Source organism: Rhodococcus sp. 14-2470-1a, from assembly GCF_002259425.1.
In the GTDB taxonomy this organism is placed as follows: Bacteria; Actinomycetota; Actinomycetes; order Mycobacteriales; family Mycobacteriaceae; genus Rhodococcoides; species Rhodococcoides fascians_E.
Genome location: NZ_NPFZ01000005.1, coordinates 197,795 through 222,638 on the forward strand (window position 1 = coordinate 197,795; position 24,844 = coordinate 222,638).

Genomic DNA, 24,844 nt, shown 5'->3' on the forward strand with positions numbered 1-24,844 from the left:
GAATTTGGTGGTAGCAGGGGGTCGTCACGGCTCGTACCGGTCTACCGTGGTCGCTATGAGCGAGCACGACATCTACACGACGATCCAGCAGCTGGTGGCCACCGAGCACAAACTTCGGTCCGACACCCAGGCAGGCGACATCGATCCGGCAGACGAAAAGGCCGAGCTGACGAAGATCGAGCACGCACTCGACCAGTGCTGGGATCTGCTTCGGCAGCGCCGAGCGCGTCTGGACGCGGGGCTCGACCCGGACGACGCACAGGCAGGCAGCGTCGAGCAGGTGGAGCACTACCTCCAGTAGACCGCGTCAGACGAGCCTGTCGGTGATCCGATTGGGCAGGAACCGCAGCGCGACATCGATGCCCCGCCACCTCAGGCCAGGCAGCGCTGCGCGCCTCGGTTCCTTCTCGATTGCGCTGATCATCGCCGTCACGCCCTGGTCGAGGCTCGCCGTCAGCACGCTCTTGTCGCCGGCCTTCGCGGACATGTCCGTCTCGATGAAGCCCGGCAACAGCGTCGTGACGACGATGTCGGTGCCGGAGAGTTCGGTGGCCAAGGCGTCACCCAGCGCCGCAACGCCCGCCTTGCTCGCGGAGTAGACCGCCTTGGGGCCGGGAAGTCCGCGGTCGGCACTGACCGAGGACACGAGCACCAGGTGCCCGAACTTCTGCTTGCGGAAAATCTCCAGCGCTGCCTCGATCTGTGACAGCGCGCCGACGAAATTGGTTCGGGCGGTGGCGAGATTGGCGTCGGCGCGGCCGGTACCGATCTTTGCGCCCTTGCCGAGCCCCGCGTTGACGACAACCCGATCCAGTCCACCGAGTTCGTCGTGCAACTCGCCGAACACCCGGCCCACGGCATCGTGGTCGGTCACGTCCAGCGCTCTGACGGCGACGGTGACGCCGGGGTTGGCCACGATCAGCTCGTCGCGAAGCGCCTCCAGCCGGTCCAGGCGTCGGGCACACAGGGCCAGATCCTTACCCTGCGCGGCGAATCGCTTGGCCATCTCCTCACCGAGCCCCGAGCTTGCACCGGTGATCAGAATCTTGTTCCGCATCGTCCCCATGCCCGAAGACCCTATGCCACTCTTGAAAGATGACCGTGAACACTACTGACGAATTCGACGTCATCGTCGTCGGCGGGGGCCCCGTCGGCGAGAACGCCGCGAGCTACGCCATCGCAGGCAGCGACCGCACCGCGGTGGTCGTCGAGCACGAACTCGTCGGCGGCGAGTGTTCCTACTGGGCGTGCATGCCCAGCAAGGCGTTGCTGCGGCCCAGCGAAGTGCTCACCACCGCACGCAACATGCCGGGGGTGAAGGAACTCGTCGGCGACCGCGGCCTCGATGTCGACGCCGTGCTGGCGCGTCGGGAATCCTTCACCCATTCCCTCGACGATTCCTCGCAGGTGTCGTGGGCCGAGTCCGCCGGGATCTCCGTGGTCCGCGGCCACGGCCGCATCACCGGAGACCGAACGGTCGACGTCGGCGGGCGCACCTTGACGGCCCGGCACGCCGTCGTCCTCGCGACCGGGACCACCGCGTCGGTTCCGGGCACCCCTGGCCTGCGTGACGCACTCCCCTGGACTTCCCGCGACGCCACCAACATTCACGAGATCCCCCACCGAGTCGCCGTCATCGGAGGCGGTGTGGTGGCGTCGGAAGCGGCGACGTGGCTGTTGTCGTTCGGCGCCGAGGTGACGATGATCGTGCGCGGCTCGGCCCTGCTGGCGAGCGCCGAACCCTTCGCGAGCGACCTCGTCGCCGACGCGCTTCGATCCCGCGGCGCGACGATTCTGTTCGACGCCGACCTCACAGCCGTGTCGCGGCCGGACGCGTCGGACACGGGAATCGGCAGAATCCATGGTGGCGCAGCAGAATTGACGGTGAACGGCGAGAAGATCGTCGTCGACGAGATCCTGGTCGCCGCAGGCCGCACGCCGGCGAGCGCCGACCTCGGTCTGTCGTCCATCGGGGTCGACGATCGAGGTTACGTCGACACCGACGACCACCTCCAGGTACCCGGTGTCCCCTGGCTCTATGCGGCAGGCGACATCAACGGTCGCGCGCCGCTGACCCACATGGGCAAATACCAAGCGCGCGTGGTCGGCGACGTCATCGCCGCCCGCGCCGACGGAAAGCCGTTGAACGGCAAGCGCTTCACCGCCTCGGCCGATCACGGACAGGTGCCGCAGGTGGTGTTCACCCCGCTGCAGGTCGCGTCCGTCGGTCTCACCGAGAAGCGGGCGCGTTCGGCGGACATCGACGTCGAAATCCTCGGGGTCGACATCGAGGTCGCGGGATCGTCGCTTCAGCAGGACGACTACTCCGGGCACGCTCAGTTGGTCGTCGACAGAGCGAAGGACATCGTGGTCGGCGCCACCTTCGTCGGACCCGGCGTCGACGAACTGGTCCACGCCGCCACCGTCGCCGTCGTCGGCAAGGTGACGCTCGACGACTTGTGGCACGCCGTACCGTCGTACCCCACGGTCAGCGAAGTCTGGCTGCGCCTCCTCGAATCACGGCGCGGTTAGGGTTCATCGCCCGTCGCGGAGTGGCTGAGCCCGTTTGACCTGCCGTGCCGCGTCGACGGCACGCAGTTCGACGGGCGATCCGACGACCACGGTTCCCACGCGGAGAATCCCGTCGGCGAGCGGCTCGGCGCGGAGCCCTCCGCGGCCGATCAGAGCCTTGCGCGCACCCTCGGCCGCCATGGTGTCCATCCACACGCAGGGATGCGCCGGCCTGCCGCCTCGAAATCTCACCGGACCGTCACCGGAATCGAGCTCGAATTCCTCACCGCGCAACGGATCGAGTTCCAGACCGCGTACGACGATGTTTCGCCTGGCCACCGCGGTGTCGGGCATCGAGATTCCGAGTGCGTCGCCGACGGCGTACCACGCCTCGGCGGCCAGGAACGTCACCGCGGCTTCGGTGTGCGCTTTGACGCCGAAGAAGCGGTCACCGCGAATTCCCTTGTGCGCAACGATGTCCACCTGTTCGGGGAACTGCGTCGGCACCTCCTTCGCAGGTCCGTCCTTGGCGCGGCCGAAATACGCGTGGGCGGGCGAGACGAGCAGTTGCACCACATCGGCGCGGTACTGGAACTCCATGACCCCGATTGTCCATACTCCCCGATACTTACCCGTCGGTAAGATCTCCGCGTAGACTGCGTGTCATGCTCGCGAACACCAGAGTCACCACCGTGGACGGCGTCCTGCAGGGAAAGACCGTGGGTGACCTCGTCACGTGGCGGGGAATCCCCTATGCAGCTCCTCCGGTGGGCCCGCTCCGCCTGCGCGCACCACAGCCGGTAGCGCCGTGGACCGGAGTGCGGGACGCCACCGAATGGGGCAACGCCTCGGTCCAGCACAAGCGCGGAACCATGCTGTCGGTGAACAAGTACCAACCGTCGAGCGAGGACTGCCTCACCCTCAACGTTCTGGCTCCCGGACGCCGGAGCGTGGGGTCTCTGCCGGTCATGGTCTTCATCCACGGCGGCGCCTACACGCTGGGAACGTCGGCCACCCCGCTCTACGGCGGGGGCTCGTTGGTGCGTCGGGCGCTGAAGGACGGGGACGGAATCGTCTACGTGTCCATCAACTACCGCCTGGGCACGCTCGGTTACCTCGACTTCTCCCAGTTCTCGACACCGACCAGGCAATTCGACTCCAATCTCGGCTTGCGAGATCAGGTGGCCGCGCTCGAATGGGTGCAGCGCAACATCAGCGCGTTCGGTGGCGATCCGGACAACGTCACCGTCTTCGGCGAATCCGCCGGCGGCAACGCGGTGACGACTCTGTTGGCAACACCGTCGGCGAAGGGTTTGTTCGCGCGGGCCATCGCAGAAAGTTCGGCTCCCGGACTCGTCGCCACCCAGGACCGAGCGACGGACTGGGCACGTCAGTTCGTCGAACTCCTCGGCGACGGAGGCAACGTAGCGAGCACCCTGGACAGCGCCGACGTGAAGACTCTCGGCAGCACGGGCTCGAAGCTGGCTCTGTCGGTCGTCAAGAGCACTCCCGGCCTCCATCCGTTCGGCCCGGTAGTCGACGGTGACTTTCTGCCGAAGAACCCGGTCGACGCCTGCGCCGACGGCACTGCCCACGCGGTTCCGCTGATCATCGGCACCAACGGACGTGAGGGCACGCTGTTCCCCAAGGTGCTCGACGCCCTCCCGACCAATCCGTCACGCATCGACACACTCTTCGCACTGACCGACCCTGCCGCGAAAGACGTTGTCCTCGAGGCGTACCCCGACTATCCGCAGGAATCGGCAGCGATCGACGTCGGAGGCGATTTCACGTTCTGGAAACCGTCCATCGAGGTCGCGGAAACACACTCGCGCAGGGCTCCGACCTACAGCTATCGATTCGATTTCGCGCCGCGGGTGATGAAGTGGCTCGGACTCGACGCCACACATGGATTCGAACTGTTCGCAGTGTTCGGAATCAACGAGACGTCGTTCGGCAAGTTGATGACCGTTCCCGGTGGACGACGCGCCTTCCAGGAGGTCACCGAACACGTCCAGTCGCAGTGGTTGGAGTTCGCGCGCACGGGCTCGCCGCTCCCGAGTTGGCCGAAGTACGACGAAAGTACCCGCGAGACACTCATTTTCGACACCAGAACCCGGGTCCAACGTGACCCGCGCAGCGATCGGCGACGGGCCTGGGAGGGCTACCGCGGTTACGCGAGCCAGAAGACCGAAGCGTCCGCTACTTGAGCAAGCGGGACATCCGGCGATCCGCCAGGATCTTGCCGGATGTCTGGCACGTCGCGCAGTACTGGAAGGAACGTTCGGCGTAGGAGACCTCGCGGACGGTGTCCCCGCAGACCGGACACGGCAGACCCGCCCGGGCATGCACCCGCATTCCCGACCTCTTCTCGCCCTTGAGCCGGGCCGCATCCTGACCGGTCGACCTGGCGACGGCGTCCAGCAGCACCTCGCGCATCGCGGCGTACAGCACTCCGACCGACTCGGGATCGAGCTTGCCCGACGATGCGAACGGTGAAAGCTTGGCCACGTGGAGGATCTCGTCGGAGTAGGCGTTGCCGATCCCGGCCAACATCGACTGGTCGACGAGAACCGTCTTCAGTCGAGCCGTCGTTCCCTTCATGATGTCGGCGAATTCCGTTTCCGTGACGGCCAAGGCGTCGGGACCGAGGCGAGCAATGCCCGGCACCTCCTGCGGATCACGCACCACCCAGACTGCCAACCGTTTCTTCGTGCCCGCTTCGGTGAGGTCGATGGCGGGTGTCAGCCCCTCCGGCGTGAAGAAGTGGACACGGAGCGCCAGCGGACCCTTCCCTGGTTTCGGCGGAGCCGCCGACGGGTTGTCCGTCCACCGAAGCCATCCGCCCCGGGACAGATGCGTGATCAGCCAGAGATCCCCTGCCTGTACAGCCAGGTGCTTGCCGAACCGCGCCGCGTCGGTCACGTCTCGTCCCTGCAACTCCGTGATCGGCGGATCGAACGTCTTGAGCACGCTCAGTGCGGCGATGTCGACACGACCGATCACGGCGCCGACGGCGTGCTCACGGAGAAAACCCGCGAGAGCTTCGACTTCGGGCAACTCGGGCATGGGGCAATTATGCGCTCGGCGTCGACACTCTCGCACTATCGACACAATGCTGGGCGGGTGCTCGGCGTGGTCCGACGGAACGGGGCGCATAATGTTCCACATGGTTTCCACCCCGTACGAGGATCTGCTGCGGCACGTACTCGCGACCGGCACCGCCAAGTCCGACCGCACCGGGACGGGCACGACCAGCGTCTTCGGCCACCAGATGCGGTTCGACCTCGCCGAGGGATTCCCGCTGATCACCACCAAACGGGTGCATCTGAAGTCGATCGTCTACGAATTGCTGTGGTTTCTCCGCGGCGACTCCAACGTGTCCTGGCTGCAGGAGCACGGCGTCACCATCTGGGACGAATGGGCAGCACCCGACGGTGAACTCGGTCCCGTCTACGGGGTCCAGTGGAGGTCGTGGCCGACACCGTCGGGCGAGCACATCGACCAGATCTCGGCTGCTCTCGACCTTCTGCGCTCGGATCCCGATTCGCGACGCAACATCGTTTCGTCGTGGAACGTCGGCGAGATTCCGCAGATGGCACTGCCGCCCTGCCATGCCTTCTTCCAGTTCTACGTCGCCGACGGCAAACTGTCCTGCCAGCTCTATCAGCGCAGCGCCGATCTGTTCCTCGGAGTTCCGTTCAACATCGCCAGCTACGCACTGCTGACGCACATGGTCGCTGCGCAGGTGGGCCTCGAAGTCGGCGACTTCGTGTGGACCGGCGGCGACTGCCACATCTACGACAACCACCGCGAGCAAGTTGCCGAGCAACTGAGCCGGGAACCGTTCCCGTACCCGAAACTGAAGCTTGCACAGCGCGATTCGATCTTCGACTACCAGTTCGAGGACATCGAGGTCGTCGGGTACCAGCACCACCCGTCCATCAAGGCGCCGGTCGCTGTATGAGCCCGACGACGGTGGGCGCCATCTGGGCACAGGCCCACGACGGAGTCATCGGCGACGGCACGACCATCCCGTGGCACATCCCCGAGGACATGGCTCACTTCCGCGAGATCACCCGCGGCCATCCCGTCGTCATGGGTCGTAGGACGTGGGATTCGCTGCCGGAACGATTTCGACCGCTGCCCGGTCGGCGCAACATCGTCGTGACCCGAGACCGCAGTTGGCACGCCGACGGAGCAGACACCGCCGGCAGCGTCGAGGACGCGCTCGCCCTCGTCGACGGTGAGGTCTGGGTCATCGGCGGCGGCGAAATCTACCGCGCTGCACTGCCGTTCACGACACGGTTGGAAGTCACCGAGATCGACCTCTCGGTCGAGGGAGAAACTCGTGCTCCGCACATTCCCGACGGCTGGGCGGCAACGCTCGGCGAGTGGCGTGTCAGCGAGAAGAGCGGCCACCGCTTCCGCTGGAACCAGTACGGCAAGGCTTACCGAACTACCTGATTCACAGCGGATTTCGCTCCGATGCCCCTCACCGCGGCTGCGGTTGGGCCATACTGGGGCGCATGGACAAGAAGTCACTCACCGCCCTTGCCCGCCAGCAATTGAAGCTCGCCGTGGGCACGTCGAGTGGCCGCAGTTCGCAGACCGTCTACGGCGGGCACCAGCGTCACCTGCGCCAGACGGTCGTCGCGTTGGCCGCCGGGAACAAACTGGCCGAGCACGACCTGTCCGGTGAGTCCACCGTCCTCGTCATCAGCGGTCAGCTCACCCTGGTGAGCGGCGAGAAGTCCTGGAAGGGCTCGGCAGGCGACCTCCTCGTCGTGCCGGATGCCCGCCACAGCGTCGAAGCAATCGAGGACGTCGCGTTCCTACTGACCGTCGCCGTCTAGTTCGGCATACTCTGCCGCGTCAGGACTCGCCTCGGGCAACCAGTACGGGGCAGTCCGCCGAGTGGATGAGGGCGTAGCTGGTCGAGCCCAGCAACATCCCGCGGAAACCACCGCGGCCGCGATTCCCGACGACGATCAGCGACGCTTGCTCGGACAACTGTGCGAGCACCCGCACCGGCCTGTCCTGCGCGACGACTCGCCTGACCTCGACATCGGGATACTTCTCCTGCCATCCGGCAAGGCTTTCCGCCAGAACCGCTTCCTCCGACGACGCGATGTCGTCCCACTGCAGTGGCACGGCCGACATCGGAGCGAGGGCCACGTCGGCCCATACATGCACCGCAACCAGGGGCGCACCGCGGTGCGACGCCTCGTCGAAGGCCGCTGCCACCGCTGCCTGGCCGACGGCGGACCCGTCGACTCCGACGACGACGGGCCCCGTTGTGGGCGGGCGTCCGTCGATACTGCGGCCCCGAACCACGACGACAGGGGACGACGCGTGGGCGGTGAGTGCAATGGCAGCAGATCCGAGCAGTCCGGAATCCGATTCGCCCAGCCCGCGTGCACCCAGGACGACGAGGGCGCTGTTCTCGGACTCGGACAGCAGAACGTCGACGACCGTTCCGTCCCGAGCCTCGGTCACGACGGACAACGCGGAGCCCTCGATGCTTTCACGCGCAAGGGTTTCCGCGGCGACGAGCCGAGAGCCGAACACGGCTCGAACGTCGTTGTCCTCGGGTAGATAGGAAGGAAGGTCGACAGCGGCGACGATCCGCAGGGTGCAATCCCGATTGGACGCTGTCTGCGCGGCCCACACGACCGCCAGATCCGACGCTTCCGACCCGTCGATTCCGACGACGATGGTGCTGCTGCTCACGTGGCTGCCTCCGCTCGCTGTGCCGCCCCACACGATAGTCCACACCACGGGCGCATGCGGGTTCTCGAACGGCAAGTACCCTCTCTCCGGTTCTCCGAGAGCAATCATCGGAGAACCGGAGAGAGGGCGCCTTCCCACAGACCCCCCGGGGGTCTCGTGCGAGCGTTCTAGGACGCGCGCAGTCTTGCTGCGTCCCGCGCACGAGCGCGAATCCGCAGTTGCTCGAAGGTGGTCGCCTGGACCTCCATGTCATCGAGGAAGTCGGACAGGATCCTGCGATTGCGGTCGGACGAATCCACGGCCGACCGATCGAAGATGCGCCACATCCGTACAGCGGGAAGGAGCACGTCGTCGAGATGCAGACGGAGATCGTAGATTCCGTCGCGGGCGAGCAGCATTGCGCTGCGCTCGAAACCGACGAGCCCACTCCCGGGCAGCTGAAAATTCATCAGAACCTCGGTGATCGCCTTGAGCGTCTGCGCCGGCGCAGACTCCAAAGCACCCGCGACGACGTCGGAGAAGAACGCCACGTGCCGCTCCTGATCGGCCACGATGCGCCCGAGCAGCTCCTCCGCCACCGGATCCGCGCACTCGACGGCCGTGTTGCGGTGGCTCACCATCGTCGCCATGACATCGATCGTGGAGTGGACGATCGAGCGAAGGAAGTTGTCGCCCTCCATCGACGACTCGATCCCGATGGTGGTGCACTGCACCCTCGCTCGGTCCAGCGCGACGGCGTCGACGCTCTTGGTGGCGACCAGGTATCGCTGGATCGCATCCGCATGTGAACGCTTCTCGTCGGACCAGACCGCGCTCCACTCGGCCCACGCAGGTGAACTCGTGAAGAGTTCCCGGGCCGGGTCGGCGAGCGCAGTGTTGTTGTGTGTGAGCAGCGTGGTGACGAGCGCGGCCTTCGCCGTCTCGGTCAGCGACGAGCGGCGCTGCCCCCAATACAGTTCCGGACGAACGTAGGCGCTCGGGTCCCACCTCTGCGCGGTACGTAGATGACGCTCGAGTCTCTGCTCGATCACTGGCTCGAGATCTCGAAGCAAGGTCGTTCGACCTGGTGCTCCGTTCACTGTCCCCACCCCCTCGTGATCGGATCCGATTCTCTGTGCCGACCACAGACTCCGTTCGGCACACGACGACGCTAAGCCCACGATCGGCACCGTGAGTAGGTTCCCCGGATTGTTTAGGCAATGTCGCAACCCGAATCCGAGACGAGTTGAGAGCCTTCACAAATTTCTCCGTTGAAAGACTGGATAACGCGTTGATAACATCCTATGATCAAGTTTGTTAGACGCCTGAAAACAAACTTCGGGTTCAGAATCGCCGGGGTTTCGGTCAAGTTTCCAACCATTTTTGCGTGGATGCGCAACAATACGCATCAGTAACTTTTTTTCGGACAGAGCTGAAGTTCCTACACGAAAGGCTGATCTGTGACCGCTCACAACACGACAAGCCTCGGAATCATGGTTGCCGGCCAGCCGGCGTCGGCGCCGCTCCGCGACTTCCGCGCTGTCGCGCGATTGCTGGTCGGCCACTTCGCGGCCAATACACCCTGCGGCTCGCTGCCCGGCGAACAACTGCACGGCGACGTCACCGAGTTCACCGTCAAATGCATCAGCATCGCTGTGCAGATGCTCGACGAACGACGCCCGCCCAACGAAAGCGACCTGGCAGAGCTCCGCGCCAAGGCCAGCCAGTGGGCACGCGAGGGCGTGCCGCTGGAATCGGTACTGACCGTGTACCACGAAGGGATTCAGATCGGCTGGAACCTGGTGTCCAAGCGCGCAGGCGAAGGCGACACGAGCGATCTGATCGAAGCAGCACGGATGTTCGTCCTGCTGTCGGAGAAAGTCTCGATCGCCGCGTCGAAGAGCTACGTCGAGGAACTGCAGTCCGTCGCGAGCGAGCACCACACCGCCGCGCACACCCTCGTGTCCTCCTTGCTCAGCGGACACAACGCCGTCTCGATCGCTCGGCAGTCCGGCATCGAGCTCGCGGACAGCTACCTCGTCCTCGCTCTGTCCGTGCCGCCTCATCCCGACGAGAACGATCCGGCAATCCAACGCACCGTCGCTGCTCGCCGCAAACTCCGGCGGGTCCAAGCCGAACTGGCCACCGTCTGCGGACGTAGCCCCCTGTCGATGCTCAGCACCGAAGGCGGCACCGTCCTCATTCCCGGCGTGCAGGACGAGGAATGGGTGGAAGCACTCGTGCACCGCCTCAGCACGGCCGCCGAAGTACAACTCACCGTCACCGCCGAACAAGCAGCCACCGCGGACATCCCGACGGCCGCGGACCAGGTGCACGAACTGCTTGCGCTCGCGCACCAACTCCACCGCCCGGCAGGGTTGTACCGGATGGACGATCTGGTTCTCGAGTACCAGCTGACGCGCCCAGGCCCAGGACGACGCCACCTCCGGCAGATCCTCGAACCGCTCGACGCGTCACCGGAACTGTTGGAAACGCTGGAGATCCACATCTCGCACGACCTCAACCGTCAGCGGTCCGCGCGGCAACTGCACTTGCACACCAATACGGTCGACTACCGCCTCAAGAGAATCGCGCAGCTCACCGGATTCGACCCGACACGGCCGTCGGGCATCCGCCATCTGCAGGCAGCTCTGGTCGCTCGCAGACTGGAAGCAGCACAGGGCGCTGCCTAGAACGTCCGTCGGCGACGCGGGGAATCATTTTCCACCGGCATGAGTTGAACCGATCGACAGTGTTCGATCCATGCCCCGGGTACCAACACATTGCCGCTTCGAGCGGCCTCTTGCCGAGAGGCGCACTGGCGGACACTGTCAGCGGAGCCGCCCACATTCGTGTGGGCGGCTTCTCGCGTTCACCAGCCCTCGATGGGCGTAGCGGGCACGAGTTCATCTCGCCCAAGGGAGCCGGTACACTCGCACGTGCACAACTCGCCTTCGTAGCTCAGGGGATAGAGCAACCCTCTCCTAAAGGGTAGGTCGCAGGTTCGAATCCTGCCGAGGGCACTTCGGTCACTCCGCGTTCCAATGCCGTGGGCGTTCGATCCCGGCTGGAAGGCGTGTTCGTTCGTCACCCTGCGCGGAGTTCACCTGCGACTGGGTCAGAAACAGAGCACCCGAGAGATCTGTTCCCTCGACGCGTACGTCTCGCAGGTCTGCTCCGAGCAGGTCGACGCCCGTGACATCGCAGTGTCGAAGGTCCGCCGCGATGAGGCACGCGCCACGAAGATCGGCTCCGCACAGGGGCAGTCCGCGCAGGTCGATTTCAGCCAGGTCCGCGCCCGGTGTCAGCCGTCGATCCCGGCGATCCCCTTCGGCGAAGTAGCGAGACCGTATTTCAGCGCTGACGTCCATCAGAAGCACTCTCACGGTGAGATGAAGGTTCTCGACGTCGGCCGAGAGCACCTCCTCGGGACCTGATGCCGTCAGCGTGGTGATCGTGTTCGTGACGCTGCGTGCTTCGTCCGCATGATCCGGGTCGTACGTGCGCTCCCCCACTTCGGCCAGATACCAGAGCATTTCGTGCAGTAGCTTGACGGTCGTGAACGCCGCGAACATCGACTGACGCGTGTCCGGTCGATCACGCCAGCCGACACCGCCGAAAAGACGTTGCGACACAGCCTGCCCTGCGCCGAAGCAGTCGAATACCGTGCACCCACGAAAACCGCGGCTGCGAAGACTGTCGTGAACAGTGCAGGAGTGATCCGACCCGAGGTGTCGGCACGGTGCACCGACTGCCTTGTCCTCGGCGAAATCCGCCGATCGAGAGAATCCTAAAGCTGTGCAGCACAGGGCAAAACAGTTGCTGCAGTCTGCCCGCAGTTCAGCGCGGGCGCCGATGGAAGACGTGAAGGGAAGAGGTGTCGACGACATGGTGAAAGAACTCCGATGAATGTTGGGCTCGGTACGGCACGGGAGCTGGGAACCCTCGATCGGGTTCCTCCCGTGGCGCACGTAATCACCACCGCGCGTGCGCGGCGTACACAGCCGTCGTGAGAGGCCTGGTTCACAGAGAATATGTGTCGATGCGCGAACGATACCAAGCCGTTCGCCACTGAGGGAAGCGCGTGGTTGCGGCGTGAGCCCCCGTCGGTTACTGTAGAACATACGTTCGAATGCATTCCTTGGGGGGACTTGTGAACGCTTCAGAAGTACTCGGTTTCGTGGCCCGTCTGCGCACCAGCGAGTTCGACGACGACGCGGCGGCGGGAATCGACCTCATCTCCGCGCTCGAGGACTTGAAGAGCGCGGGCTCCGCGCACCAAGCCACCGTCACGGACGCCGTGGCGAACAGCATTGCCGCAGAACGTAAGGCGAAGGGTCGACCGAAGGCAGAGTGGCGCAAGGGAGTCGCGTCGCAGATCGGCCTCGCCCGTCGTGAGTCACCGAACAAGGGTGGCCGGCTGTTGGGCCTCGCCCGGGCCCTCGTCCACGAGATGCCCCATACCCACGCACGCCTGCGTTCGGGTGAGCTGAACGAGTGGCGAGCAACTCTGATCGCCAAAGAAACTGCGTGCTTGACCGCAGAGGACAGGCGGTCGATCGACGAGCAATTGTGCTCCGACTCGGCAACCTTGAAGAATCTGGGAGACAACGCGATCGAGCGTCGAGCCCGGACATTGGCAGCTGAACTGGACCCCGCCTCCGTGGCGAGGAGGAAAGCAAGAGCGTTCGAACAACGCCGTGCGAGCACTCGGCCGCATCCCGACTTCATGTGCGAGTTCAAGGTGATGACATCGATGGACAGAGGTGTCTCGATGTGGGCAACTCTACGAAGAGACGCCGACTCCTTGGTCGGTGTGGGGGACGAACGTCGCACCCGCGATCAGATCATGGCCGACCTCGCGTTCGAGCGCATCACCGGTACAGCGCACGCAGCCTCGGGGGCCGCGGTGTCGGTCAATCTCGTCATCTCCGACGAGACGCTGTTCGGACACGACTCGAAGCCGGCTCATCTGAGCGGCTACGGCGAGATCCCCGCGTCGATCGCACGCAAGCTCGTCGCCGACGCCGCCGCATCACCTGTGCGCACCGAGCTGCGCAAGCTGTACGCGGAACCACTCTCCGGCGCTCTGACCGCGATGGAATCCAAGGCGCGGAGCTTTCCCACAGCGTTGGCCACGCTGATCGACGTGCGTGACCGAACGTGCCGCACACCGTGGTGCGACGCCCCGATACGTCACCGCGACCACATTCGCTCCCACGCACACGGCGGTGCAACCAGTGCGCACAACGGAGCGGGATTGTGCGCCGCGTGCAACTACGCCAAAGAAGCCGACGGGTGGACGTCCACACCGAAGCGACAGGAGCCGCGGGCGATCCATGTCTACGACTTCGAGACTCCTACCGGGCACAGGTACAGCTCGCAGGCGCCCCCGATGCCGGTCGCACGACGGTACTGCTCGTTCGTCGAACACGAGTTCGCCGAGGAATACGCGGCAAAACTGCTGGCGACGACCCACAGAGCTGCCTGATACGTCACTCCGGGAAGGCGATGGAGGGTTCAGCGGTTACACTGGGCAACGGTGTGTGTAGCTGCACGCCAGACGTCGTGGAATGCTTCAACTTCCGCCCGGCTTCGGCCGTGTTGTCCATGTGCACCCTGCACAGGCTTTTCTTACGGCGATCGAAATTGCCCACCGGCAGTCTCGCCAACCTTGCACTCACAGGTCACAGCAGTGAACCTTGCGGTGCAGCACCATGCCCGAAAGGCGCAACCCATCACTATGACTACCTTTGCTTCACTCGGCGTGCCGAATGCACTCGCCGAGGCACTTGCAGCACAAGGCAAGACCGAGCCCTTCCCCATCCAGGCCGACACTCTTCCCGACACACTCGCCGGACGCGACGTGCTCGGACGTGGAAAGACCGGAAGCGGCAAGACCCTCGCGTTCTCCATTCCCATGGTCGCTCGCCTCGCCGGCCAGCTCGCGGGCAACCGCAAGCCCGGTCGTCCGCGTGGGCTGATCCTCGCCCCCACTCGTGAACTGGCGACCCAGATCGCCGTCGCCATCGAACCGCTGGCGGCCGCCTACAAGCTGAAGGTCACCACGATCTTCGGCGGTGTGTCCCAGGGCCGCCAGGTGTCCGCCTTGAACGCAGGCGTCGACATCGTCGTCGCCTGCCCGGGACGCCTCGAAGACCTGATGAAGCAGCGCCACGTCAGCCTCGACGGCGTGCAGATCACCGTCCTCGACGAGGCCGACCACATGGCCGATCTCGGCTTTCTTCCCGTCGTGACCCGGATCCTCGCTGCCACACCGCAGAAGGGACAGCGGTTGCTGTTCTCTGCGACGCTGGACAACGGAGTCGACAAGCTCGTCAAGCGATTCCTCACCGACCAGGTCACACACTCCGTCGACGAAGCAACGTCGCACGTCGAAGCCATGACCCACAGCGTGTTCGAGGTCGACGGTGTCGAGGCGAAGAAGAAGCTCGTTCAGCAGTTGGCGTCGGGCACCGGCCGCCGAATCCTGTTCATGCGCACCAAGCACCAGGCGCGCAAGCTTGCCAAGCAGCTCACCGAGGCGGGTATCCCGTCGGTGGACCTCCACGGCAACCTGTCTCAGGCTGCCCGTGACCGGAACCTGCTCGCGTTCTCGTCCGGCACCGCTCGAGTTCTCGTCGCTACCGACGTCGCGGCTCGCGGAGTCCACGTCGACGACGTTCAGCTCGTCGTGCACGTCGACCCGCCTGCCGAGCACAAGGCCTACCTGCACCGTTCAGGCCGTACCGCCCGAGCTGGAAGCGCAGGAGACGTCGTCACCGTCGTCCTTCCCGAGCAGCGCAAGGACACTGCCGTGCTGCTTCGCAAGGCCGCGATCACGGTGACTCCCGTCCGCGTCACGGCAGATTCACCGCAGGTTGCAGAACTCGTGGGCGAGCAGGCTCGCTACGTCGAGCCCGTACCGAAGGCAGCACCGCAACCGCAGCGTCAGGGAACCCCTCGGCCCCGCAACGGCGCACCCCGCGGCGGCAGTGCCCGTGGTGGCAGTGCTCGTGGCGGTAGTGCTCGTGGTGGTAGTGCTCGTGGCGCCGGCCAGGGTGACCGCGCGCAGTCCGGGCAGCAGACCCGTTCGGGCCAGGCGCGTTCCGGGCAGGGCCAGCCGAGCCAGGGACGCTCCAGCCAGGGACAGCCGGATCAGCGGCAGCACGCCGCAGGCGGTGGCCGTCGTCGCCGTCCCGCGGGCCCGGCGACGAGCCAGCGAACCAGGTAGTCGGACTCGACCTACCCGAAGACATGACAAGAGCACCCGACCTGGTCGGGTGCTCTTGTTGTGTGTCTTGGATCCTGGCTTACAGCGTCCGTTCGAAACAGATGGATGTCGGAGAGTCTGTGTAAGGCCCGAATCCGTCGATGCGGGAGTACCCCTCGCGCTCGTAGAAGCGAACGGCGTCGGGTTGTCCGGATCCGGTCTCCAGTTTGAGGACACGGATCCCCCGATTTCGGGCACTGGTTTCCAGCCGTCGCAGTATCGCCACCGAAGCGCCTCGTCCCCGTTCGGGAGGGATGACGTACATCCGTTTGATTTCCGCTTCGCCCTCGTCGAGCAGTCGTAGCGCCCCGCACCCGATTCCGACGTGGGTGTCGTCCCGTGCGACGACGAACACCAGGATGTCCTCGGAGGTGGGCGCCGCGCCGGGCTCGTGGTTGCTGTTGCCGTAACGCGCGTCCAGTTCAGCGCGTTGTGCTGCGCGCAGTTGCGCGCCGACGGGGGTTTCCCAGTCCTCTTCGTCGACTGTGATCACTGTGCTGTGCCTCTTTCGGTCGCAGAGCGTGAAACGCCCATCTCGGTTGCTGGCACACTGGACAAGTGACAGTCAGCCCCGCCGAGCCTCGCACGTCCGGGGCTCTATCGCCTACCGAGCTGGCTACGGCAGCGGTGATGAGCAGTTTCGCGGTCGCCCTGTCGGTCGTCGCGATTCTCGTTCCCATGGCCACGGCGCTTCAGATCGTGGCGGCCGTGCCGATGGCCGTCGTGGTGCAGCGTCACCGCACCCGAGCACTCGTGGCAGCGGCGGTTGCGGGCGTGCTCGTGGCGTTCGTCGCAGCCGGCACCACCACCGCGTTCACCGTCGCCATGTCCGCGATCCTGGGTGGCCTCGTCGGCCGGGCCAAACGGAAGAAGCAGGGGCTGCTGTCCGTTCTGGCCACGTCGATGGTGGTGGGTCCGGCAATCGGGGCAATCATGGTCGGCCTGCTGCTGATTCTGTCGCCACTGCGAGAGCTGTTTCTGCGGACCATCGAGAACACCGTGGAAGGCTTGGCCCGCTTGATGTCTCGGGCCGAATTCCTCGTCACCCCCGCGAATGTTCTGCGGGACAGCGTCGGAACCATCCTCGATCACTGGTGGTGGTGGATTCTCGGCACGACCACACTGTCGATCGTCTTCGGCGCCCTGTTCGCCTGGCTGATCCTCGGCGCCGTCCTGGATCGGCTCGCCACCATCCCGGTGATCGACCGGTTGCCCGTCGCAACGGACGGTGCCGTCGGACCACTTCCGGTACAACTGCGCGGCGTCGGATTCCGTTATCCGGACAGCACATTCGCCGCACTGGACAACATCGACCTGCGGATCGAGCTCGGTGAGTTCGTTGCCGTCGTCGGACACAACGGGTCGGGCAAATCCACACTCGCACGCATCCTCGCGGGCCGTGAGCCGACGTCGGGGACGGTGGAACGCCCGGGCACAGCCGGACTCGGACTGACCGGAGGAACGGCCGTCGTGCTGCAACGCCCGGAAAGTCAGGTGCTGGGCAGCCGCGTCGCCGACGACGTCGTGTGGGGGCTTCCGCCCGGCTACGACATCGACGTCGAATCGGTACTGTCCGAAGTCGGGCTGGCAGGTCTGGGCGAGCGGGACACGTCGTCGTTGTCCGGCGGCCAGCTGCAACGACTTGCCGTGGCGTCGGCCCTGGCTCGGCGTCCCGCTCTTCTGATCGCCGACGAGGCCACCGCGATGATCGACGCGGAGGGTCGCGCGAGTCTGGTGGCATTGCTTGCGGCACTTCCGAAACGACACCCGATGTCCGTCGTGCTCGTCACGCATCAGGAGTTGGAGACGGTGGCTGCCGATCGCGTCGTACACCTGCACAGCGGGTTCCAGGTCGCACATACACCCGATTGGATGCGCGGGCACTTCGCCTACTCCGCGGACGCTTTCCACACCGGCGCGCCCCTGATGACGTTGACCGGCGTCACCCACACCTACAACAGCCGGACACCGTGGTCTCAGGACGCGCTGCACGGCATCGATCTGTCCATCTCGAAGGGCGACGGCATTCTTGTCCTCGGCGGCAACGGATCCGGCAAGTCGACGCTGGCCTGGATTCTCGCCGGGTTGACGTCACCGTCGGCAGGCACCGCTCGCTTGGACGGACGCGACATCGCGGGCAACGTCGGTGCCGTGGGCCTGGCCTTCCAACATTCACGTCTGCAACTGCAGCGTCGAACCGTCGCCGAGGACATCGAGTCCGCAGGAGGTCCGGAGGTGGGATCCGCCAAGGTCGCGGTGGCCATGGACGCCGTCGGGCTGGATCGCACCCTTGCGGGCCGCGAGATCGACTCGCTCAGCGGCGGGCAGATGCGTCGCGTCGTGATTGCAGGCCTGATTGTCAACAAACCTCGAATTCTCGTGCTCGACGAGCCCCTTGCCGGCTTGGATCCGCCCGGCCGAACGGAGATCATCGACGTGCTCGGATCGCTGAGACGACAAGGGATTGCCATCGTGGTGATCTCGCACGACGTCGACGGAATGGATCGAATCTGCGATCGGACCGTAGTACTCGACGCCGGCAGGGTCGCGTCGTGACCACAGTCGTTCTCCGTCAGGTCCCCGGTTCCTCGCCCATCCATCGACTCTGGGCGGGAACCAAACTGCTCGCGGTGCTGCTGATCAGCATCACGATCGTCGTCGCACCGTCCTGGGCATCCATCGGACTCGTCGTCGGAGTGCTCGTCGTCGCGGCGGTGATCGGCCGAGTTCCACCGACCGCCGTTCCGCGGCCTCCGTGGTGGATCTGGGTGCTGTTTCTCGTCGGCGCACTCATCAACGTTCCGCTCGGTCTCGATGCGGTTCTGTTGTTCCTACGCTCGACCGTCTTCGCCTTCGTTCTTCTGGGGGCCTCGTTGATGATCGGGTGGACGACGTCGATGAGCGACATCGCACCCGCAGTGGCCGTACTGGTCTCGCCGCTGAAGAAGCTGAAATTGCCGGTCGACGAATGGGCCGCGACCCTGGCGCTGTGCCTGCGATCGCTACCCCTGCTCATCGAGGAGATGCGCACGATGATCGCAGCCCGCAAACTCCGGCCGAAATCGGTGCTCAACAGCGCTTCGGACAACTCGATCGTCGACCTGATCACCGCAACGATGTCCATCGCCATTCGTCGGGCAACCGAGATGGGCGAAGCGATCACCGCCCGCGGCGGTACCGGCCAGATCACCGCGCACCCGAGCCGACCGGGGCTGTCCGACGCGCTGGCCCTCGCCGTCGTCGCACTGTGCTGCACCGCCGGGATCGTGCTGACGTTCGTCTAGAGCTACTCGCCGCCGATGCGTTGGGTTCGGCTGTTCAGTGCCTGCACGAACACGTCCGGGATGTCACGCGGATCCTCGGCGACGTAGCTGGTACCACCCGTCGCAGCGGCAATTCTCTGCAGCGCAACAGGATCGGCGTCGGTGGTGATACCGACGGTGACGATGACGACGGGGCGCACCGGATCCTGTTCGCGCTGCAAGGTTTCGATCAGCTGATCCAAGCTGGGGCTGCCTTCGTCCTCGTTCGTACCGTCCGTCAGCAGGATGACACTGTTGACGAAATTCGGGTCGTACCCTTCCTTGACCCGACGGAACGCAGCGAGAGTGGTGTCGTACAAACCGGTTCCGCCACCCACGATGCCTGGAAGCCCGCGGATTGCGGACAGAATCGCTTCGCGCTGTGGCAGACCGTTGAACACCGTGTCCACCGCTCCCAGGGGAACCAACTCACGATAATCCTGTTGTCCTCCGCCGAGACCGATGGAGAACGCCCACAGCCCCATCTCGGTCTGGTCGCTGAAGAGAGCGTTGGCCCCGAGGCTTGCATCGACGGTCAGAGCTATCCGTGTCGAGTCACCGGACCGCGCCGCCATGGACCCGGATACGTCCTCGACGACGAGGGTGCGAAGCGGAAGGGCCAGCACCGACCAGTCACGCAGCGTCGATTCGATGGCCAGCGGATTCTTCAACTCCAGCGACGCGACCGAACCCACACCCCTACCGTCGGCCACTGGAACACCGCTGGCCTGCCGAAAACCGGCGGCCGTCAGTGCCTCGGTGGCCGAGGTGGTCGACAGCGCCGACGCCAAGGCGGTACCGGCATCCTTGACGCGGTCGTAGTCCGGGCCTGCTGCCGCGGTGACCGCGAGCGGGTAGTTCAAGAAATAGCTGCCCGTCGGTGGAACCGACGCTTCGAGCGGGGCATCGGGATGCGCGGCGTTGTACGCGAGCACGCTCTGCTCGGTTGCAACCGACGTGCCACCCTCGGCCGCGACCTGGTCGACGAGATCCGCCGTTCCGTGCGGCAGATTCGCGATCCGGCCGTAGTCCTGAGCTTTCGGGACCAGTGCGGCAGAGACTGCCTTGGCGTCGGAGATCGCGACCTCCGATTCCGACAGAGCTCCGAGAATCGAGGCGAGGGATCCGCTGCTGTCCAGCGGATCGCCGATCCGAAGGCCCGGATTCTGCAGCACCTCCAGCCAGGTGTTCACCGGAACCGACTCACCCGGACGCGTGACGACGACGGGCATGGTGTTGACCACCGAGGACTTGGCCACCTCGGGAAGAGCCCCGGTCGACCGGAGAGTCTTCAGCAGCCACAGCGTCGAATCAGGGATCCACAGGTCCGGACGGTTCTCGTTGTTGCCGGCAAGTTCGGTGGCCGTGTCCGTCGGCGCCTCGGCCCTGATGTCGAAATCGGTGCACCCTCGGTCGACGGGTTCCACGGTGGACAGCACGTCCGTGACGACCGGGGCGACGGTGGGATCGACAGCAACGGACACCTGCGCGACGGTGTCGCACTCGGCGCCACCTGCACGGACGGCCTGCACTCCGAAGTATCCGCCGACGACGACCACTACCGCCGTGACGACGATCGCGCCCCCCACGTACAGCGGATTTCTGCGCGTTCCCGTTCCGTGACGCCCCGACATCCCCGTGTTCCCCCAAACAGTCAGCTTCCGTTGCACGCTGCATCATGCACGACGAAGCGCGCCGAGCAAACGGCAAACCCAAAAATAGCGGGAAAATCAGCGTCCTGCGCGGCTCTTGAGAGCATTCACAAAAACGTTGGGGATTTCCGCCGGATTTCTGGCCAGAAAGCTGGTTCCGCCGGTCGCTGCGGAGATCTGCTGGAGAACCCCGGCGTCGGCGTCGTCGGTGATACCGATCGTGACGATGACGACAGGCTTGGTGGGATCCTGCTCGGCACGCAACGTCGAGAGGAGTTCGTCGAGCGAGATGCTGCCCGGATCCTCGTTGGAACCGTCGGTGAGAATGATGACGCTGTTGATGTAATCGGGGTCGTATCCCTCTTTGACCTGGCGGAACGCCGCGAGCGCCGTGTCGTACAGGCCTGTTCCGCCGCCCACGAGACCTGGGAGCGTGCGCGTCGCCTGCAGCAGAAGGTCACGCTGCGACGTGCCGTTCACGTCCTCGTCGAGCCGACGAATCGGAACCAACTCGCGGTAGTCCTGGTCTCCCCCACCGAGGCCGACCGAGAAGGCCCACAACCCCAGCGCGGCGTTGTTCGGGAACAACCGATTGCCGGTATCGCTGGCCTGCACGGTGAGCCCGATACGGGTGTCCGCACCCGCGCTGTACCCCATCGACCCCGACACGTCCTCCATCACGAGGGTGCGCGACGGCAGGGCCAGAACCTGGTAGCGACGCAGGGTCTCCTCGGCAGTCTGCTGGTCGGCGATGGTCAACGCCTCGATGTCCCCGACGCCACGGCTGTCGCTGAGCGGAGTGCCGTCGGGTGCTCGGAATCCGGCGTCGGACAGAGCTTGCAACCCCGTCTCCGACGCCAGGACCTCCGCCACGGCGAGCCCGACGGCCTTCGCGCCCTCGACGCGATCGTCGGCCGGTTCGGTCACGGCCAGCGGAAAGTTGAGAAAGAAACTGCCGGTGGGAGGCGTCGTCGTGCCGAGTTCGGCGCCGGTGGATTTCTGGAAGTCGAGGTACGACTGCTCGGACACCACCGACACTCCGCCGTCGGCGACCATCTCCTCCAGACGCACCGTCGGATCTGCTTCACCGCGGGTAGCGGCCTGCGCCTGCGCGATCGGCACCAGCGCGGCCGACACCGAATCCACGGCGTCCGCGTCGGAGCCCGCCTCCGAGAGCGCCCCGAGAATGGCAGCGTCGGAGATGGTGTTGGTCAACGGATTTCCGATGCGCAGACTCTTCAGCTGCAGAGCCGTCAACCAGGAGTCGAAGAACGGAACCTCGTCCTTGCGTGCGGCGATCACCGCCGGGGAACTCGCCACCGACTGGCTTGCCACATCCACCAGCGAACCCGTCGCGCGCACGGCCTTTCCCACCCACAGTGCGGAATCCGGGATCCACAACGACGGCGCATCCGCACCCATCGACACTGCAGCCGACGCCGTGCCGGAATCGGTCGCGGTGACCTCCACCGTCGCGCACCCGAGATCCTCGGCCGAGGTGTCGTCGACGACCTGCTGGACCACTCCTGCGATAGCAGGGTCCGCGGCCAGGGAGTACGTGGCCGGATCCGTGCAATCGGAACCGAAGGCCTTCTGCGCCGCGAACACTCCACCGCCGACGACGAGCAGGAGAACGACGGCGATGATCCCGTACTTCACCGCCGGAACGGCGCTTGCACCCGACGCGGGGGCACTGTGTCTACCAGGGGCACTGTGTCTGCCGGGCATGGAAAGGCCTCTCCGTTGTCAGGCGTACAGCGATTCGAAGGTCTTCATCGAGTTCTCGATGTCACCCTTCAGCGCCCGAGCGACGCCGGAGCCTATCGGGCCGAACAAGGGGGCACCGCCGAGCTCGACGTCCAGCGTCAGGTCGGAGCCGCCGCTTTTGCCCTCCGCGACCGACAACACCAGCCCGATCTTCACTCCGCCCTTGCCGTTGCCCTTCAACTTCAGCTTCTTCGGCGGGTCGTAGCTCTCGATGGTCCACCGGACGCGGTTACGCATCCCTTTCACCGACGCGACGGACTCCAGAGTGGTGCCGACGGACAGTTGTTCCGGCAGGTCGGAGCGCCATCCCTCGTGGATGGACAACCACTTGTCGTAGTCGGCGAGATCGGACGCATGAGTCCACGCGGTCTCGGGGTCGAGCGGGACGTTGACGGTTACCTTCAGCTTGGCCACGGAAGGGATCGTAACCAAACGCGTCAACCCCGATGTGTGAGGCAGACCTCACCGGGGCCCGCGGAGTTGTGATAGCTACCAGCTCCCACCCCCGCACACACTGCAGTCCCCCGCACAGGCTGCAACCTGTGCGAGGGACTGGAAGGTGTGCGAGAAGACAGCGATGGAACCCTCAGTGGGCGGTGGCTTTCTCCGCACCGATGCCGGTGAGTGAGCGAACCTCCATCTCGGCTTGCTTGGCGCGGCTCTCGCTGTCCTTCGACAGAAGTGTTCCGACGATTCCCAGCACGAATGCGAGTGGGATGGAGACGATTCCGGGGTTGGACAACGGGAACCAGGCGAAGTCCGAGCCGGGGATCATCGCGGTCTTGGATCCGGACACGGCCGGGGAGAAGACGATGAGCACGAGCGTCGAGATCAGGCCGCCGTACATGCTGCACAGTGCGCCGGTGGTGTTGAAGCGACGCCAGAACAGCGAGTACACGATGGTCGGCAGGTTCGCAGCGGCAGCGACCGCGAAGGCGAGTGCGACGAGGAACGCGATGTTCTGACCGTTCGCCAGGATGCCGAGGCCGATGGCCAGTGCACCGATCACGACGGCGGTGATGCGCGAGACCTTGACCTGCTTCTTCTCGTCGACATCGCCCTTCTTGATGACGCTGGCGTAGATGTCGTGAGCGAAGGACGCCGACGCGGTGATGGTCAGGCCGGCGACCACGGCGAGGATCGTCGCGAAGGCGACCGCCGAGATGACACCGAGCAGGATGACGCCACCGAGCTCGAAGGCCAACAGCGGTGCCGCGGAGTTCTGTCCGCCTGCCGACGCCAGGATGCGGTCCGGTCCAACGATTGCTGCGGCTCCGTAGCCGAGCACCAGGGTGAAGAGGTAGAACGCGCCGATGAGTGCGATGGCCCAGACGACGCTGCGACGAGCTTCCTTCGCGGTGGGGACGGTGTAGAAGCGCATGAGAACGTGTGGGAGACCAGCAGTTCCGAGCACGAGTGCGATACCGAGTGACAGGAAGTTGAGCTTGGACATGTTGCTGCCGCCGTACTGAGCGCCCGGCTCGAGAACCTGGCGGGCTGCGACTGCATCATCGGCGGAGCCGGTGATCGTTTCCTGTGCACTACCGAGCAGCTCGGAGATGTTGAAGCCGAACTTCGCGAGAACGAGCACCGTCATGAACAGTGCACCGGCGATGAGCAGAACCGCCTTGATGATCTGGACCCACGTGGTGCCCTTCATGCCGCCGACGAGGACGTAGACGATCATCAACACACCGACGACGGCGATGACGATGGACTGCCCGGTGCGGTCGGAGATGTCGAGCAGGAGTGCGACGAGTCCGCCTGCGCCCGCCATCTGCGCGAGGAGGTAGAACAGCGACACCGTCAGCGTCGACAGCGCGGCCGCGGTGCGCACCGGACGTTGCTTGAGGCGGAAGCTCAACACGTCGGCCATCGTGAATTTGCCTGTGTTGCGGAGCAACTCGGCCACGAGCAGCAGCGCGACGAGCCAGGCGACGAGGAAGCCGATGGAGTAGAGGAAGCCGTCGTACCCGTAGACGGCGATGGCGCCCGCGATGCCGAGGAAGCTTGCCGCGGAGAGGTAGTCGCCTGCGATGGCGACGCCGTTCTGTGGTCCGGAGAATCCGCCACCGGCGGTGAAGAACTCGGAGGCGGTCGCGTTCTTCTTCGAGGCGCGGATGACGACGAACATCGTGACGGCGACGAACGCTCCGAAGATCGCGATGTTGACGAGTGGTTCGCCGACGGTGGTGTCTGCGGCTTGCGCCAGGACGTTCATCGCTCGGCCTCCTGGGACGCGATCATGTCGTTGCGCAGTGCCTCGGCGCGCGGGTCGAGTTCACGGTTCGCGAAACGAACGTAGATGCCCGTGATCGCGAAGGTGGTGACGAACTGCCCCAGTCCGAGGAGCAGGCCGACGTTGACGTTGCCCCACACAGGGGTGGACATGAAGTCGTGCGCGTAGTTGCTCAGCAGCACGTAGACGATGTACCAGATCAGGAAGAACGCGGTCATCGGGAAGACGAAGCTACGCAGGCGTCGACGCAGTTCCTGAAATTCCGGGCTTGCCTGCATGTCGATGAACGCCTGCTCGTCCGGTGGTGGAGATGTGTCCGGTGTTGTCACGAAAGTGCTCCCTCGTCGTGGCGTCACGGAGTGTGACGGAAGATCTGGACTGAGAGTAG

The 24,844-nt window shown here is 65.2% G+C and carries 23 protein-coding genes and 1 tRNA gene; 12 read left to right on the plus strand and 12 right to left on the minus strand.

The window, feature by feature from the left end; all coding sequences use genetic code 11:
- Positions 1-55: 55 nt before the first annotated feature.
- Positions 56-301 (plus strand): DUF2630 family protein, encoded by a 246-nt coding sequence (locus CH292_RS03245; RefSeq protein WP_019664454.1) that lies wholly within the window; start codon positions 56-58, stop codon positions 299-301.
- 6 nt (positions 302-307) lie between these two features.
- Here CH292_RS03245 and CH292_RS03250 read toward each other — a convergent pair whose 3' ends face one another.
- The gene (locus CH292_RS03250; protein ID WP_094653984.1) at positions 308-1,066 is read right to left on the minus strand and encodes an SDR family oxidoreductase; all 759 of its coding nucleotides are present in this window, start codon (positions 1,064-1,066) and stop codon (positions 308-310) included.
- A 29-nt stretch (positions 1,067-1,095) separates the two neighbouring features.
- Between CH292_RS03250 and CH292_RS03255 the strand changes: the two genes are divergently transcribed.
- Entirely contained in the window at positions 1,096-2,532 is a 1,437-nt protein-coding gene (locus CH292_RS03255) for an NAD(P)/FAD-dependent oxidoreductase (protein ID WP_094653985.1), read from the plus strand.
- Between the two features lie 3 nt (positions 2,533-2,535).
- On the opposite strand, the gene CH292_RS03260 is transcribed toward CH292_RS03255, so the two are convergent.
- Positions 2,536-3,111, minus strand: a complete 576-nt coding sequence (locus tag CH292_RS03260; RefSeq protein WP_094653986.1) for a molybdenum cofactor biosysynthesis protein — start codon at positions 3,109-3,111, stop codon at positions 2,536-2,538.
- 65 nt (positions 3,112-3,176) lie between these two features.
- Here CH292_RS03260 and CH292_RS03265 point away from each other — a divergent pair, with 65 nt between their 5' ends.
- On the plus strand, positions 3,177-4,721 hold the full coding sequence (locus CH292_RS03265) for a carboxylesterase/lipase family protein (RefSeq protein ID WP_094626370.1): 1,545 nt from the start codon (positions 3,177-3,179) through the stop codon (positions 4,719-4,721).
- Here the strand turns inward: CH292_RS03265 and CH292_RS03270 are convergent.
- Positions 4,714-5,580 carry an Fpg/Nei family DNA glycosylase gene (locus CH292_RS03270; protein WP_094653987.1) on the minus strand — a complete coding sequence of 289 codons (867 nt, stop codon included), beginning with the start codon at positions 5,578-5,580 and terminating at the stop codon, positions 4,714-4,716. The genes CH292_RS03265 and CH292_RS03270 overlap by 8 nt on opposite strands.
- Before the next feature lie 91 nt (positions 5,581-5,671).
- Between CH292_RS03270 and CH292_RS03275 the strand changes: the two genes are divergently transcribed.
- The 3 genes from CH292_RS03275 to CH292_RS03285 all read left to right on the plus strand — a co-directional run bounded on the left by CH292_RS03275 (position 5,672) and on the right by CH292_RS03285 (position 7,367).
- The gene (locus tag CH292_RS03275; RefSeq protein WP_020111453.1) at positions 5,672-6,478 is read left to right on the plus strand and encodes a thymidylate synthase; all 807 of its coding nucleotides are present in this window, start codon (positions 5,672-5,674) and stop codon (positions 6,476-6,478) included.
- Positions 6,475-6,978, plus strand: a complete 504-nt coding sequence (locus CH292_RS03280) for a dihydrofolate reductase (RefSeq protein WP_094626319.1) — start codon at positions 6,475-6,477, stop codon at positions 6,976-6,978. Before CH292_RS03275 ends, CH292_RS03280 begins: the two co-directional genes overlap by 4 nt.
- 62 nt (positions 6,979-7,040) lie before the next feature.
- Positions 7,041-7,367 (plus strand): cupin domain-containing protein, encoded by a 327-nt coding sequence (locus CH292_RS03285; RefSeq protein WP_019664446.1) that lies wholly within the window; start codon positions 7,041-7,043, stop codon positions 7,365-7,367.
- A 19-nt stretch (positions 7,368-7,386) separates the two neighbouring features.
- On the opposite strand, the gene CH292_RS03290 is transcribed toward CH292_RS03285, so the two are convergent.
- Together CH292_RS03290 and CH292_RS03295 are read right to left on the minus strand one after the other, a co-directional pair.
- Positions 7,387-8,244 carry a universal stress protein gene (locus CH292_RS03290; protein ID WP_094654016.1) on the minus strand — a complete coding sequence of 286 codons (858 nt, stop codon included), beginning with the start codon at positions 8,242-8,244 and terminating at the stop codon, positions 7,387-7,389.
- Between the two features lie 167 nt (positions 8,245-8,411).
- A complete protein-coding gene (locus CH292_RS03295; RefSeq protein ID WP_373454666.1) occupies positions 8,412-9,332 on the minus strand; it encodes an acyl-ACP desaturase in 921 nt (306 codons plus the stop codon).
- A 351-nt stretch (positions 9,333-9,683) separates the two neighbouring features.
- On the opposite strand from CH292_RS03295, the gene CH292_RS03300 reads away from it, so the two are divergent.
- Together CH292_RS03300 and CH292_RS03305 are read left to right on the plus strand one after the other, a co-directional pair.
- Positions 9,684-10,916, plus strand: coding sequence for a CdaR family transcriptional regulator (locus CH292_RS03300; RefSeq protein ID WP_019664443.1), 1,233 nt, complete (start codon positions 9,684-9,686; stop codon positions 10,914-10,916).
- A gap of 257 nt (positions 10,917-11,173) precedes the next feature.
- A tRNA-Arg gene (locus CH292_RS03305) sits at positions 11,174-11,246 on the plus strand.
- A gap of 6 nt (positions 11,247-11,252) precedes the next feature.
- On the opposite strand, the gene CH292_RS03310 is transcribed toward CH292_RS03305, so the two are convergent.
- A complete protein-coding gene (locus CH292_RS03310; protein ID WP_019664442.1) occupies positions 11,253-11,858 on the minus strand; it encodes a pentapeptide repeat-containing protein in 606 nt (201 codons plus the stop codon).
- A 518-nt stretch (positions 11,859-12,376) separates the two neighbouring features.
- On the opposite strand from CH292_RS03310, the gene CH292_RS03315 reads away from it, so the two are divergent.
- Positions 12,377-13,714: an HNH endonuclease signature motif containing protein gene (locus tag CH292_RS03315; RefSeq protein ID WP_094653988.1), complete on the plus strand. Its 1,338-nt coding sequence runs from the start codon at positions 12,377-12,379 to the stop codon at positions 13,712-13,714.
- Between the two features lie 252 nt (positions 13,715-13,966).
- Entirely contained in the window at positions 13,967-15,457 is a 1,491-nt protein-coding gene (locus CH292_RS03320) for a DEAD/DEAH box helicase (RefSeq protein ID WP_094653989.1), read from the plus strand.
- A 79-nt stretch (positions 15,458-15,536) separates the two neighbouring features.
- Here the strand turns inward: CH292_RS03320 and CH292_RS03325 are convergent, their stop codons facing one another.
- On the minus strand, positions 15,537-15,989 hold the full coding sequence (locus CH292_RS03325; protein WP_019664439.1) for a GNAT family N-acetyltransferase: 453 nt from the start codon (positions 15,987-15,989) through the stop codon (positions 15,537-15,539).
- Between the two features lie 65 nt (positions 15,990-16,054).
- On the opposite strand from CH292_RS03325, the gene CH292_RS03330 reads away from it, so the two are divergent.
- Both CH292_RS03330 and CH292_RS03335 read left to right on the plus strand, forming a co-directional pair.
- On the plus strand, positions 16,055-18,052 hold the full coding sequence (locus tag CH292_RS03330; RefSeq protein ID WP_255182829.1) for an ABC transporter ATP-binding protein: 1,998 nt from the start codon (positions 16,055-16,057) through the stop codon (positions 18,050-18,052).
- Complete coding sequence (locus CH292_RS03335; RefSeq protein WP_019664437.1) at positions 18,049-18,780, plus strand: energy-coupling factor transporter transmembrane protein EcfT; 732 nt, start codon at positions 18,049-18,051, stop codon at positions 18,778-18,780. Before CH292_RS03330 ends, CH292_RS03335 begins: the two co-directional genes overlap by 4 nt.
- Before the next feature lie 2 nt (positions 18,781-18,782).
- Here CH292_RS03335 and CH292_RS03340 read toward each other — a convergent pair whose 3' ends face one another.
- From CH292_RS03340 to CH292_RS03360, 5 genes are all read right to left on the minus strand, one after another.
- Complete coding sequence (locus CH292_RS03340) at positions 18,783-20,432, minus strand: substrate-binding domain-containing protein (RefSeq protein ID WP_037143831.1); 1,650 nt, start codon at positions 20,430-20,432, stop codon at positions 18,783-18,785.
- Positions 20,433-20,528: 96 nt separating this feature from the next.
- Positions 20,529-22,178: a VWA domain-containing protein gene (locus tag CH292_RS03345; RefSeq protein ID WP_373454667.1), complete on the minus strand. Its 1,650-nt coding sequence runs from the start codon at positions 22,176-22,178 to the stop codon at positions 20,529-20,531.
- An 18-nt stretch (positions 22,179-22,196) separates the two neighbouring features.
- Positions 22,197-22,631 carry an SRPBCC family protein gene (locus tag CH292_RS03350; protein ID WP_019664434.1) on the minus strand — a complete coding sequence of 145 codons (435 nt, stop codon included), beginning with the start codon at positions 22,629-22,631 and terminating at the stop codon, positions 22,197-22,199.
- Between the two features lie 172 nt (positions 22,632-22,803).
- Positions 22,804-24,438, minus strand: a complete 1,635-nt coding sequence (locus tag CH292_RS03355; RefSeq protein ID WP_019664432.1) for a cation acetate symporter — start codon at positions 24,436-24,438, stop codon at positions 22,804-22,806.
- Positions 24,435-24,734, minus strand: a complete 300-nt coding sequence (locus tag CH292_RS03360) for a DUF485 domain-containing protein (protein WP_094654017.1) — start codon at positions 24,732-24,734, stop codon at positions 24,435-24,437. Before CH292_RS03360 ends, CH292_RS03355 begins: the two co-directional genes overlap by 4 nt.
- Between the last annotated feature and the right edge of the window lie 110 nt (positions 24,735-24,844).

Excerpts from the sequence above, each read along its gene's own strand:
- CH292_RS03280 (WP_094626319.1), top strand. The coding sequence starts at position 6,475 with ATGAGCCCGACGACGGTGGGCGCCATCTGGGCACAGGCCCACGACGGA.
- CH292_RS03275 (WP_020111453.1), top strand. The coding sequence starts at position 5,672 with ATGTTCCACATGGTTTCCACCCCGTACGAGGATCTGCTGCGGCACGTA.
- CH292_RS03285 (WP_019664446.1), top strand. The coding sequence starts at position 7,041 with ATGGACAAGAAGTCACTCACCGCCCTTGCCCGCCAGCAATTGAAGCTC.
- CH292_RS03320 (WP_094653989.1), top strand. The coding sequence starts at position 13,967 with ATGACTACCTTTGCTTCACTCGGCGTGCCGAATGCACTCGCCGAGGCA.
- CH292_RS03355 (WP_019664432.1), bottom strand. The coding sequence starts at position 24,438 with ATGAACGTCCTGGCGCAAGCCGCAGACACCACCGTCGGCGAACCACTC.
- CH292_RS03340 (WP_037143831.1), bottom strand. The coding sequence starts at position 20,432 with ATGTCGGGGCGTCACGGAACGGGAACGCGCAGAAATCCGCTGTACGTG.
- CH292_RS03250 (WP_094653984.1), bottom strand. The coding sequence starts at position 1,066 with ATGGGGACGATGCGGAACAAGATTCTGATCACCGGTGCAAGCTCGGGG.
- CH292_RS03360 (WP_094654017.1), bottom strand. The coding sequence starts at position 24,734 with ATGCAGGCAAGCCCGGAATTTCAGGAACTGCGTCGACGCCTGCGTAGC.
- CH292_RS03255 (WP_094653985.1), top strand. The coding sequence starts at position 1,096 with ATGACCGTGAACACTACTGACGAATTCGACGTCATCGTCGTCGGCGGG.
- CH292_RS03260 (WP_094653986.1), bottom strand. The coding sequence starts at position 3,111 with ATGGAGTTCCAGTACCGCGCCGATGTGGTGCAACTGCTCGTCTCGCCC.
- CH292_RS03270 (WP_094653987.1), bottom strand. The coding sequence starts at position 5,580 with ATGCCCGAGTTGCCCGAAGTCGAAGCTCTCGCGGGTTTTCTCCGTGAG.
- CH292_RS03345 (WP_373454667.1), bottom strand. The coding sequence starts at position 22,178 with ATGCCCGGCAGACACAGTGCCCCTGGTAGACACAGTGCCCCCGCGTCG.
- CH292_RS03265 (WP_094626370.1), top strand. The coding sequence starts at position 3,177 with ATGCTCGCGAACACCAGAGTCACCACCGTGGACGGCGTCCTGCAGGGA.
- CH292_RS03245 (WP_019664454.1), top strand. The coding sequence starts at position 56 with ATGAGCGAGCACGACATCTACACGACGATCCAGCAGCTGGTGGCCACC.